This is a genomic window from Parapedobacter deserti (assembly GCF_042646065.1).
GTDB lineage: Bacteria > Bacteroidota > Bacteroidia > Sphingobacteriales > Sphingobacteriaceae > Parapedobacter > Parapedobacter deserti.
The window spans coordinates 84,392-97,062 of the sequence record NZ_JBHRTA010000003.1; the positions used below are offsets into that span (position 1 = coordinate 84,392).

Genomic DNA, 12,671 nt, shown 5'->3' on the forward strand with positions numbered 1-12,671 from the left:
ATGACGAAGAACATGATCAGGAAACGATATAAAGCTGCGGTACTAACCATGCTGGCAGGAGCGGCCTTTACGGCGGGGTGCGAAAAGGCACTGAACCTACCCGAAGAAAAAGAGTTCATCAGCGAAAACATGAATTACGGATCCAAACTGCTCGAACCGATCATTGGCCGTACCAACCTCATGGGGAATTTGAACTCGGACAACTCTTCATTGCCCCTGACGTTCGAGATTGTCAACGCACGATATGGCGATGGACGGCCGGTCACAGATCTCTTCCAGGTACGACCCACCTACGTTTGGATCGACACATACGATGGCAAAGAAAAGTCGCTGGAAGAGATCGAAACTAAAAGACGATTGGAAGACCGTCCGTTGTTTGAGGTGCGACAATCCGGACAGTTCATCTTCTGGGGTTCGTCAACCAATGAACTGGTCGAGCCCAGGCCCTCGGATACCAGCAATCTCGTACAGGAGATCCGGCATTTCGACCTGAAAGTGACCAATTCCGGCGGGGAAGTATATTTGTCTGATTTCCGGCTGATTCCCTGGCGGGAACGGCCGTATTTTCCGGACAACGACATCAACCCGTACACCGGCGAACCTGCCCCGGATCCGGCCGACCCCAGGAACCCAAATAAGCAGGACTATATCCGACCGGTGCTGAGTGGCGTGGTCGGGGCCAGTACAAACAACCAACTCGTGAGTAATAACGAACGGAAGGATGTGGTGGTTTATATTCGTCCGTTTGAAGGAGGCAATGGCCGCAAACTGCGGTTTAAATTCATGGCACCCGATGGCACATTCATGAATCCGGATGTCTTCAATGAGACAACCTGGAATAACCTGGTGCATGGCTTTAATATCGAAAAAACAGCTGAATATGTGCAGTACGATGTGGCATACCCAATTCCATTGGTTCGCCTTCAAACCCCGTATACCACCAGCGACGGCGGCAGTGCTTCAGCACGCTTCCGCTATTCGCGCCGGGGCTTCGGTGGAAATCGGGTAACCGCATCGTTTGGTTTAGACTTCAACATCTACCGGGCGGGCGACTGGGAAATCGTATTCCATTTTAGAAATGAACTACCAAAGTTTGAAGATGAATAAGCTGATGATGAAAACTACCTTCAACATGAAGACAATATCCCTGATACTACTCCTGGGTGGGTGTCTCACGTTCAATCAGGTCTACGCACAAACAAATGTGACGGTGACGGGGAATGTGATCGATGAAAACCGGGAACCGCTGGCCGGCGTTACCGTTTTCACGGGCAGGCCATTGCGTGCGTTGGGCACTACCGATGAGAACGGTAATTTCCGGTTGACGGTTCCGGCTAATGCGACACTGGTATTCCGGGTTATCGGCTACCAAGAGCGCTCCCAAAGTGTTGAAGGCGGACGTACCAGTTTGCGTGTCCAAATGGCGCCGGATGCGAGCACATTGGAAGAGGTAGTCATCAGGGGCTACCAGAAGCGCTCCAAGGAACTGAGTACCGGCTCTTCGTTCAGCCTTACCGATAAGGACCTCCCCGATGTTCCAGTAGCAAACATTGAAAGTCTACTTCAGGGGCGTGTTCCGGGCATGAACACCCAGTTGAACACAGGCGCACCGGGCTTCCGTGGCTCCACGCAAATCCGCGGCTTATCCACCGTATCGATGACCGGGTCGGGCGACCGGTCGTTCCTACAGCCAACATCACCGCTTTATGTCATCGATGGGGTACCGATGGATGCCGATAGGGCAACGGAATTTGGCTTCCAGCAACAGGGACCCGGTATCAGCCCGCTTTCCATGATTCCGCAGGAAGACATTGCCAGCATCGAAATCCTGAAAGACGCCCAGGCCACGTCGCTCTACGGTTCAATGGCGGCATACGGTGCCATCATCATCACGACGAAACGTGGCAACTCGCCTATACCCCGTGTACGGTATACCCACAACTCGTTCGTCCGCACCCCACCCAAACTTAGGGAGACGCTGGGTGGAAACCTCGAACGCGCACTGAAATTGCAACAGATTTACGAAAATGCGTTAGACATACAAGATATTTGGAGAATTTCCCAAACCGGCTTTTTGTCAGATAGCCTCAATGCCTATTGGAACAATTCGACCAACTGGCAAGACTATTATTACCGCACGCAGTACAATCAAAGCCACAACCTGCATATAGACGGCGGCGACCAACTGTTCAATTATAAAGCAAACGTAGGATATTTTTCCGATCAGGGTATTATTAAAAACACTGGATTTAGCCGCTATAATGCCAATCTCCGCATGGAATACCAACCGGAAAACCGTAAATTCCAAGTCATCGGCGCTGCATTTGCGCAAATGGGCAAGCAAAGTGTAGGCGATGGCATCGGGATGCTGCAAACCGGTGTGGCTTCAAACGGGCTATCCTCTACACTCCTGCCTCCGCCTTCATTCTACCAGGCTGGTGGCAGCCATACCTCGGCGTTGGCTACTGACAATGACAACGCCGTGCGGCTGATCCGCTCCAACTTGGAAGCGAGCTATATGTTTATCGAAGGGCTCAGGGCAAGCGCAAACTTGAGTTATGAGTTTGAGTCGAAAACGGAAGACACGTTTACCCCCGCCGTCGCCAACAACCAGTTTGCGCGGGTATATTCTTACAATGGGCGTACCACGCAGTTGTACAACCGGAATAGCCTGAACTATTCCAAGGCCTTTAACGAAGACCATAACCTGTTTCTCAATTTTTTTAATGAATTTCGCATCGCCGGACGGCAAAGCTCGATATCGCGTCAGGAGCGAAGCCCGAACGACCAGCTGCAGGGGCCCCTCGGATATGACGGATTTGCCTCCCGCGGTGGTGGCTTGCTCAATGACTATACCGATGAACGCGCGGCCTCATTCGCATTTGCCGCATCGTATGACTTTAAAAAGAAATACGTCGTGGACCTCTCTTACCGGCTCGACGGATCGTCTGCCAACGGCTTTGAGAACCTTTACGCCCGGAATCCTGCCATAGGCCTCCGCTGGAACTTCGAGAAAGAGCCGTTCCTGGAAAATGCACATTGGCTTGACTACGGTTCCGTCCGGCTAAGCTGGGGGGTCAATATCATTCCCACAGGTACATTGGAGCGGATATACGGCCGGTTTGACATCACAGGAAACTATAACGGACGGCAGGGCATAGGGCTGAATTTTGACCAGATTCCAAATCCAAACCTCGCTCCTAAAACCAACACCCAGTATAACCTGGGGCTTGATTTCTCGATTTTAAAAGGCAAATTTGAAGTCATCTACGACACTTATTACAAAAAGGTTGAAAATGAGCTTTTCGAACAGCTGTTACCCAATACCACTGGTTTTAACAAACTGTTCAGCAACGGAGCGGGTATCGTAAACTATGGGCATGAGTTGTTCTTGATGATGCGGCCTTTTCCCGTAAGCAGCGATTTTACCTTGTCTTTCTCGGTAAACGGTGCATACAATAAAGATATTTTACTCACACTACCTGAACATTACAACGGGCAGTTCATCCGCTGGGACGGCGATGCCGTGCGGCAGCACGTCATCCTCCGTGTGGGCGGTTCTACGCTAGCTAATTATTTGCGTATCAATGACGGGGTATACCGCACCGATGCCGATGTACCGGTGGATCCGGTAACAGGGCTCGCCTACCAGACCAATGGCCGGTTCTTCCAGGGCGGCGATCCTATCCTGCGCGATCTCAACGGCGATTACATCCTCGACGAAAGGGATTACGCAAGAACCGGGAATTCGCAACCGTTGTTTACGGGAGGGGCATCGGTAATGGTCACATATAAAGATTTCACCTTTAATCTCAACGGTTCTTTCACCGGTAAGCGGACGATCTTGAACAATGCCCTGGCGCAACGCCTCGGCCTTATGGCTGACCCATTTGGCGATAGGGCAGTGGTGCCGCTAAATGATATTGATATGTGGCGGCAGCCGGGCGATATCGCGACCTATCCGTATGCCTATGACTACAGACGCTACGGCTCCATCCAGCCGTTTAGGTTTGACCAAAGTCTTTGGGCGGAGGATGGCAGCTATTTCAAAATTAACAACATTGTGTTGGGTTACCGATTCAATCGCGACTGGATACGCCAGTGGGGATTGGCCAACCTCCGGGTATATGTGTCCGGTGAAAACCTGCACACCTTTTCGCGCTATTCTGGGCCAAATCCGGAAAACGTGACGAACATGGGACGCGATGTTTCTTCCGGTTACCCGGTACCCCGCACTTATAACTTAGGACTAAACGTTGAATTTTAATAAGATGATGAACAGGATAACAGCAAGACAAATAAAAGGCTATTCCCAATTGATCAGGTCCATAGCCACCGTGGCGCTGGTGCTGTTGGCATCGGCCTGTAAAGAATTCCTGACAGTACAACCGGTAGACCGGCTCACGGGTAACAACTTTTACTTGTCGAAAGATGACGTGGAGAGCAATGTGGCCAACATGTACAGCATGTTTTTCGATAAGATCAACGAAGGCTGGATCATCGGCGGCATCGGAGAAGCCCGGTCGGGTGAAATTTTTGTCTCCCCTGGAGCAAACAGCAGTGCTGCAAGGCGGGTAGTGGAGGTGCTGGGGGAAAATGATCTTCTGTATGCGATGGATTCCGGTGCACCCTGGAACTGGTACAATTACCAACAGGTGGCCAATTGGACCCGGTACTACCAAGTCATCCAAACGGCCAATATCCTGATCGACAAACTGGAGGAAGGCATCGCCGGTATCGGCGACATTGACAGACAGCGCTATATCGCTGAAGCAACATTTATCCGGTGCTTCACGTACTGGTGGATGGTACGGCTTTATGGCGATGTCGTCTACTATACTTCGCCGTATAATGCCGAGTCGCTGCCTCGCGAGCCCATGGTAGATGTACTGAACAAATGCATCGCAGATCTCAAGCCGCACAAGAACAATCTACCTTGGACATTCGCTGACCCCGCACTCAAAGGAGCACGGGCATCCCGGGGCAGCATCATCGCACTGCTGATGCACATGAATATGTGGAACGCCGGGTTTGACCGCAATAACCGCGAGCGTTACTACCGCGAAGTAGCAGACCTGGGTAGCGAGCTTATCCAAAGCAATGCGTACCGTCTTTATCCGCTTACGGAAGAGGGCTGGGGCACCGTCATGAAAGGTCGTTCCGACGAGAGCCTGTTCGAGTTTTACCGGAGCATCAACTACAGTGACAATAATGCGCCCCTCTCTCCTTTTGGCGACCACTTCCTTCGCTGGCCCTACAAATTTCCCCGCTTCAATAACCAGATCAGCCACTGTTATTTTATCGATACGTACATGGCTAAACTATTTCCTTCTGCCGTGGCCGATAAACGGGCGGACTTCTGGTTCGAAGACATGTTGTCCAACAGCGGGCAATTTATCGCCGTGAAATTTGCCTTCAACGTATATGCGTCCGGAAACGAAGATCGCAATCCGGATAATACCTTCATGATCTTCAGGTATGCCGGTGCAATTTTACTGCATGCCGAGGCGCTGGCTGAACTATCGCGGGACAACGAAGCCATCGCCTCGCTTAACATGATTCGTGATCGGGCGGAAGCTACTCCATACACCGGGGGCGGAGGGCAGGAACTAAAGGATTTTATTTTTTGGGAGCGCTGCCGTGAACTGTTCGGCGAAGGACATCGTTATTTCGACCTGGTTCGGACACAACGCATCATGAATCCCAGCTTTGCGCGCAATCCGCTCAATTCGGATCAATACAACCGGCGGGCATGGACCTGGCCCATTGCCCAGTCGGCGCGCAACAACAACCCGAAGATCGTGCTTAATGAATACTGGCTAAGCCGATAGCTACCAATGTTTAATCAAAGATGATGGACACACAAGGAATTATGAACAAGAAACAGCGATTTGCGGTAAGTTACCGCATATTGGGGCTGACGTTGCTGGTCGGTACCATGTGGTTTTCATCGTGCCAACGGGATGATTACTACACCGACGGTGGTCTTGCCAACCCCTATTTTAATGGCACCATGTTGGAATATTTAGAATCTCGGCCAATTGAGTTTGACACCATTGCTCAGATCATACGCCTTGCTGGGCTGGAAGAGGAATTCAACACGCACGAGCTGACGTTTTTCGCGCCCCGGGATGAGACCATCAGAGATCTTATCGGACTGGTCAATTATACCGGTAATGATCCGCACTTGATGGGCGGCGTAAATCAGCGTCTATACAATTTGGGCTTGGACACCCTTCAGACGCTGGCGGATGTGGATTCGGCCATCTGGCGAAAGTATTTGGAGCGGCACATGTTCCGAGGGAGGAAATTGTTGAAAGATTACCCACAGATTGATTTTGATATCCTCTCCACTTTCGGCGGAGAGAATTACTATGCCTATAACAATACTGTGAGCAACATTGGCGTGGTGTTTCACGATGCGGTGACCGATGCTGGAAAGCCCACAGAAACCCGGCTGAAGTACCAGGGCTACCGACAGCTGCACCTTTCATACATCCCCAATCTATCCCAACCCGATGTATGGGTCGATCCTGCACATGTCGCCTCTTCGGATATCCAACCGAACAATGGCGTGGTGCATGTCTTGGACTTTACAAGAAGTAGCTTCGGTTTTCAATACTTCGAAGTATCTGAGGATATTATACAAAGCAAACGATAATGAACGGAACAATGGATATGAAGGCAATACATTACTTATACACCCTATTGGTTATCGCGTTGTGTTTAGGATCATGTGCCAAAGACGAAGTGCTGGAAGAGCCGTACGGGCCGGGAAAGAAGCCTTTAGGTATTGAAATTGTAAACCATGGGCTCTCGCCATCCCTTGGATTGCCCGGTACTGAGGTAACCGTCAGCGCCTTTGGTTTATTGCCCTTTAAGGATGAGCTGGTCTTCCGGTTTAATGGCGAACGGGCGGAGGTGGTTGACATCACAGACAGTGAGATCAAAGTTGTAGTGCCGGATTTTGCCAGTACGGGGGTTACCACCATTTCTGTTGGTGACGTGGTGGTGTTCGGCCCTATTTTTTCCGTAACAGGGAAAATCAGTATAGACCCGAACTTCCAGGTTACCCAGGGGGCAAATAGTGGTGTAGAGCAGGTGATCACTGCCGCGGATGGCCGTATGCTGGTGGTTGGCGCTTTTACCAACTTTGATAACAAAGGTGTTATCCGTCCGATCAACCGGATCGCTCGTACGTTTGCAGACGGCACCTACGACGCGAGTTTGCGCTCGGGATCTGGGGCAAACGGTGTAATAGGCAGTATTATGCCATTTAAAAGCGGATACCTCATTGCAGGTGCGTTCAACGGGTATGCACAGCGGGGTTCCGACATCAGCAACGTTACTTATATCAACGGAAACGGTACCATTGACACAATGGGCGTTCGTCCGTTCCGTAGGCCGGACCAATTGGATACCATCAAATACTACCCGTCATTCAACGGTGGGTTTGATCAATGGGTAGATGCGCTGTATCTTCAGGGTGACAAAGTGATCGCAAATGGCAGTTTCCGTTATTACATCAGCCGTCGGTACGACCAGCCTAATAGGCTGGAAACCCGGGATTCCGTGATTTTGGATAGTGTGGAGATCAGGCAGTTTGCCCGGATGAATTCCGATGGAAGTCTCGATCGCACCTATCGGTTTGATTCGGCTGCAGGCCGTAGCTGGGCCGGCGGCAACGGCGAGGCCCGGATGAGCCCGATATTGGGCGGACCAAATGAGGGGAAATTATTGGTTTATGGCTCGTTTACCCAATTTGACGGGCAACAACAAGGCTACATTCTTCGCCTAAACGCTGATGGCACCATCGATGAAACGTTCAATCCGGGCGGCACCGGTGCTGATCAGCTGATAACCAAGTCGTTTTATAACCCAGCAACGCAGAAATATGTGATTGCCGGAAATTTCCGAACGTATAATGGGCGCCCCGCCAACCGCTTGGCAGTGCTGAATGAGGATGGTTCACTGGACGAATCGTTCGTGGCCAAAGAATTTGGAGGGGGCGGCCCCTCGTTTATCAAGCAGCTGAGCGATGGAAAGATCGTCGTGAGCGGCGATTTCCAAACCTATGCCGGTATTGCTCGAAACGGATTTATGGTGCTGGATGAACAGGGAAATCTAATCCCCGGATACAACGCGACGGGTACATTCAGCGGCCGAATAGAAAACATTATTGAGAGAACGGCCGCCAATGGCCAACGTGCACTGCTGATTTATGGCTACTTCACCACATTCGATAGTAGGTTTGCAAATAACATTATCCAGGTAATCATTGAATAGTGGGGCTTTTTAATATATAGATACAATCAATATCGCATGATGGATAAAAAACCATATATCAATAAAGCGCCGGTACAGCTAGTGATGTTTGTACTGAGCCTCGGGATCTCGGCGTGTAACACAGAGTTTGCGCGCGTAATCCCCGACGCTAAGCCGGAGGATTCAATAGATGTCGTCTTCGGACAACCCAAAGTGCTGTACATCATTGCCGATGGCGTACGCGGGCAATCGCTGCGCGATGGCAATTTTCCGGCGATTTCGAACTTGCTGCCGCAGTCGATCTATTCCTGGGAGTCGCTTGCTGATGAGGAAACCACTCCGGAAAATGGCACAAACTGGGCCAGTATGCTCACAGGGGTACAAAAGGATAAACACGGGATCGTCGGTGATGATTTTTCAGCCGCAAACTTAGAGCGCTTTCCGCTGATCTTCGAACGTATCCAAACAGCGTTGCCGAATAGCGACCTGCGGACGTATACCGCTTCTCAGTCCTTCTTCGACCACCTGACCGCCGGTGCTGATGAACGCCAACTGCTGAGCGATGATGAATCGGTAAAAACGGCTGCCGTGGCCGCCCTTGGCGTGGATACCATCACAATGGTGACGGCCCACTTCAACGGGGCCGATGCGGTGGGCGCGCAATATGGATACGACCTTTCTGTACCTCAGTATGCCGAAGCTTTGGAACAATTCGATGCTTATGTGGGCGACCTACTGACGGCATTGAAAGATCGGCCCGACTATAATCAGGAAAACTGGATGATCGTAATCACCTCCAGCAGGGGCGGAGCATACGATATTCCCGAAGAGGAAAATGACAACACCATATTCAGTAATCCTTCAGTGAATACCTTCACTATCTTTCATGCTCGCCGGTACATTACCCGAATCATTAACAAGCCGTTTCTGGGCATGCGCTTCCAAGGCGATTTCGTACGCTTTCGGGGCCAGCTCCGCGGAGAGGTGACTGCTGGTGACAACGACTACTATAATCCGGACAGTACGGCGTTTACGATTGAGTTGAAGGTGAAGAAAAATCCAGGGCCTAATAATAACTATCAATACCGTTTCCCTGCGCTCCTGTCGAAACGTGCGCGCTGGAATTGGGATGATGTCGGCTGGACGATCTTCCTGGAGGATAATTTCTGGATGTTCAATGCTCGCGGTCTGGGAGGAAATGTCGGTCAGACGCGCGGGGGTACATTGGCTAATGCGACATGGAATAGCATTGCCGTAGTAGGTGTTTTGCGCGAAGACCGCCGTTATATCCGTACCTATACCAACGGTCAGTTCAACAACGAGGTGGACATTACCGGTTACGGCAGTATTGAAAATGACTTGCCCTTGATCTTGGGTAGCCGGGACGAGAACGGCCAGGCCGATTGCTTCATCGCAGACGTACGCTTTTGGAAAGTGGCACTGCCCGACGATGTGATCGCTCAGTATTCCTGCGAAACTAGTGTCCCGCAGGACCATCCCTACTATGATTTCCTCGCCGGACTATGGCCCGTCGTAGGGTCTGAAAACAATACGATCCTGGACGAAGGCCCGTTTGGTAGCCACATTACCCTGGGTGGTAATGATGTCGAGAGGGAGGCTCAGGCAGACTACGTCTGTGCTCCAGGTTCGTCCGAGCTTAGCCGGACGGTTCCCCGCAATGTCGACATCCCTGTTCAGATACTCACGTGGTTAAAAATTCCGCGGCAAGAAAACTGGGAGCTGGATGGGCGTGTATGGTTAGACCGATAATAGTTCAACAATGCAAATAGCAAAACAGATAAAAGCGAAATCACGTTGGGGAGCTATGGCCCTTGCCCTGCTCGGCCTAGCGTGCTCCCGGCAGGAACTGGAGAATTTCCGTTTCGAGCAATCAGACCCCAGTGTCGTGTCGTCAAACAACACCCCGCTTGGTATACGGAAGGAAGGCGAACATATTCATGTTCCATTAAAGATCGACCTGTCACACCCCGCCGGAAAGTCATTTCAGGTAGAATTGCAGCTTATTCCTGACACCATAGCGCAGTTGGTGGCAAACGGTACGCTGGAAAATACCGTAGGTATACCTGTTGATCAGATTACTGCACCCAATGCAGTAACCGTGCCGTTTGGAGCTGACAGCAGCACATTTACCGTATCGGTCAACCTCGGTTTTGCAGAGCGTCAGTTTGGCCGTAACATTGCGTTTGCCTACCGCCTGCTTAATCCGAGCAAGCACAATGAACTCGACCCGGCCAATAACAGTGGCGTTGTGGTGTTGAACACTGCTGAAATCCTTGATCCGGCTGAAATCCGCTACCTGTCTATCACCAACGGCGGCGGAGGTATGCTAACACTGACGCAGGGACAAAATTACACGGTCACTTCGGCGGGTGTAACCATCCCATTAGGCATCTCGTTGAATGGTGTGCCAGGGCCGGCGTTCACGGTACGAACCCGGGTCAACAACGACGCCGTGGCGACACTGGCCGAAAATGGCATCTTGCCGGCAAACACGGCAACATTGGCGATCGACGAGTATACGCTGGATACGTTAGTTCACGTTACCAGCAATACCACCAGCAAAGAGCTTTCCCTCAGCATCCCCTGGGCAGTTATGGATCGACATATCTCATCGCCCATAGGAATGGTGGTGGAATTGCGGAACCCGTCTCGGCACGTATTGCATCCGTCGGACCATGTGGTAGTTATCCAGATCGACCCCTCGGTCAATTTGGATAATAATTCGTACCTCGAAGGCAATGGTGTCGGCCTGAAGGCTGAATATTTCGAAGGACAGTTTCTGGATTCCGACGGCCGGGCACCTGGATTGGTCCGCCTTGATGAGCAGATTAATTTCGTAGGCTGGCAGCCCTTGCCGGTGGGCGACAACTGGTCTTCGCGATGGACGGGCGAGTTCTTTGCTCCGGTAACGGGCGAGTATACGTTTTACCAAACCCGATGGGATGACGGATCTCGCCTAAAAATTGACGGCGAGTGGATCATAGACGACTTCACTACCGAATGGGATAAACCGTCCCGCTTCGGTACCATCCATTTGGAGCGTGGTCAGCGGTATCCCATTGAGGCACACCACCGCGAGAATGTCGGTGGCCAGCAAGCTGTATTGGAGTTCGAAGTCCGGTCGGCCGGGGTAGATCGCCGGGTTGTGCCGAAATCGTTGTTGTACCCACCAGCGGATTTTAATCCATAACAAGGTAATTAACGGAAACCATCGTAATTGGAAAAACAAGTCATGATTGAGAAACTAAGCAAACGATATACGAAGATCGCCACGATTTTGGGAATTACGGGTTATATTTTGGCTTCAGGCGCATGTAGTAAAGAAGATGCGCCCCCGCCCAAAATAGAAGAACCCAAGCCTACAGCAATTTTCGAACATGAACAGATCGCTGCCAATGATCCGTTTTCATATGCTTTTACCAACAAAGGCACGAACTACTCGCTAGTGCGGTGGGAGTTCGGTGACGACAGCGTGTCACTGGATGACTCTCCCTCGCATACTTTCCTGCGGACCGGCGATTACCGGGTGACGTTGCATACAGAAAATAGTGAAGGATTTTGGGCGAAAAGCGAAACTGTGATTAATATTCGTCCGGATAGTCTCATGGAAATAGCTGTCTCTCCGAAAGCCGATGGCAGCATTGACCTGACAGTGGATAGTGACATGGAGATCGACAGCGTCTTCTGGTACAAAGGTGTGGGCGTCGGCGGAGAATTCCTTGGCAACGATGAGCTGCTGAACATCGCGGTCGGAACGGGCAAGTTTGAAAACTATACGCTCCGCATTAAAACCCCCAACGGTTCTGTTTCCGAAATCAGCAGGCTGCTGACCGATCTGGGCATCGTCAGGGATATGACAGACCAGCATGGACAATTCACCGTGTCACGTGACAACGATGGCGGGAAATTCGCAGGGGAGGGTTCGTTGAAACTCATTGACAATAACCCGGAGACCAAGTTCTTACAAGGAGGCTTCGCGGGCGACCTTTGGTGGCAACTCGAATATTATGAGCCAGTGATTTTGGGAGGATATACCTTTAGGTCGGCAAACGATGCGCCAAACCGGGACCCCAAAAACTGGAGAGTAGAGGGTTCCTTAGACGGCCAAAACTGGGTTTTGCTGGATGAAAGGACAGACGAGGTATTCGAAAGCCGCTTTCTGACGAAGACATACACGTTTGAGAACAGTACTGCTTACCACTTTTATCGGGTATCGGTAACCGCAGTCGTGAGCGGCGGGCTGTTCCAATTGGCCGAATGGCGGGTCCTGCAGATGCCACAGTGATGATATTGCATTTTTGCTAAAACGGAGCTAAGCGGTTGGCCGTAGCGAAGCAGCTACGGCCATGCCTATGGCCAGCACACCAAATATTAATGGTGCTACT

At 51.2% G+C, this 12,671-nt stretch carries 8 protein-coding genes; all 8 read left to right on the forward strand.

Translation table 11 applies throughout. The annotated features are described in order from the left end of the window. From ACFOET_RS00440 to ACFOET_RS00475, 8 genes are read left to right on the forward strand one after another with little or no spacing between them, the layout of a single operon-like run. Positions 1–1,107 carry a DUF5007 domain-containing protein gene (locus ACFOET_RS00440; protein WP_379018414.1) on the forward strand — a complete coding sequence of 369 codons (1,107 nt, stop codon included), beginning with the start codon at positions 1–3 and terminating at the stop codon, positions 1,105–1,107. Between the two features lie 25 nt (positions 1,108–1,132). After that, positions 1,133–4,267, forward strand: a complete 3,135-nt coding sequence (locus ACFOET_RS00445; protein ID WP_379018417.1) for a SusC/RagA family TonB-linked outer membrane protein — start codon at positions 1,133–1,135, stop codon at positions 4,265–4,267. Positions 4,268–4,271: 4 nt separating this feature from the next. Next, positions 4,272–5,831 carry a RagB/SusD family nutrient uptake outer membrane protein gene (locus tag ACFOET_RS00450; protein WP_379018419.1) on the forward strand — a complete coding sequence of 520 codons (1,560 nt, stop codon included), beginning with the start codon at positions 4,272–4,274 and terminating at the stop codon, positions 5,829–5,831. A gap of 41 nt (positions 5,832–5,872) precedes the next feature. Beyond that, complete coding sequence (locus ACFOET_RS00455) at positions 5,873–6,661, forward strand: fasciclin domain-containing protein (RefSeq protein ID WP_379018421.1); 789 nt, start codon at positions 5,873–5,875, stop codon at positions 6,659–6,661. Then, positions 6,661–8,286, forward strand: coding sequence for a DUF5008 domain-containing protein (locus ACFOET_RS00460; protein ID WP_379018423.1), 1,626 nt, complete (start codon positions 6,661–6,663; stop codon positions 8,284–8,286). Before ACFOET_RS00455 ends, ACFOET_RS00460 begins: the two co-directional genes overlap by 1 nt. Before the next feature lie 36 nt (positions 8,287–8,322). Beyond that, a complete protein-coding gene (locus tag ACFOET_RS00465) occupies positions 8,323–10,035 on the forward strand; it encodes an alkaline phosphatase family protein (RefSeq protein ID WP_379018425.1) in 1,713 nt (570 codons plus the stop codon). A 10-nt stretch (positions 10,036–10,045) separates the two neighbouring features. Then, a complete protein-coding gene (locus ACFOET_RS00470; RefSeq protein ID WP_379018427.1) occupies positions 10,046–11,476 on the forward strand; it encodes a PA14 domain-containing protein in 1,431 nt (476 codons plus the stop codon). 42 nt (positions 11,477–11,518) lie between these two features. Further along, positions 11,519–12,571: a PKD domain-containing protein gene (locus tag ACFOET_RS00475; protein ID WP_379018429.1), complete on the forward strand. Its 1,053-nt coding sequence runs from the start codon at positions 11,519–11,521 to the stop codon at positions 12,569–12,571. Positions 12,572–12,671: the final 100 nt, after the last annotated feature.

Coding starts and splice junctions, on each gene's coding strand:
- ACFOET_RS00440 (WP_379018414.1), top strand. CDS start 1: ATGACGAAGAACATGATCAGGAAACGATATAAAGCTGCGGTACTAACC.
- ACFOET_RS00445 (WP_379018417.1), top strand. CDS start 1,133: ATGAAGACAATATCCCTGATACTACTCCTGGGTGGGTGTCTCACGTTC.
- ACFOET_RS00450 (WP_379018419.1), top strand. CDS start 4,272: ATGATGAACAGGATAACAGCAAGACAAATAAAAGGCTATTCCCAATTG.
- ACFOET_RS00455 (WP_379018421.1), top strand. CDS start 5,873: ATGAACAAGAAACAGCGATTTGCGGTAAGTTACCGCATATTGGGGCTG.
- ACFOET_RS00460 (WP_379018423.1), top strand. CDS start 6,661: ATGAACGGAACAATGGATATGAAGGCAATACATTACTTATACACCCTA.
- ACFOET_RS00465 (WP_379018425.1), top strand. CDS start 8,323: ATGATGGATAAAAAACCATATATCAATAAAGCGCCGGTACAGCTAGTG.
- ACFOET_RS00470 (WP_379018427.1), top strand. CDS start 10,046: ATGCAAATAGCAAAACAGATAAAAGCGAAATCACGTTGGGGAGCTATG.
- ACFOET_RS00475 (WP_379018429.1), top strand. CDS start 11,519: ATGATTGAGAAACTAAGCAAACGATATACGAAGATCGCCACGATTTTG.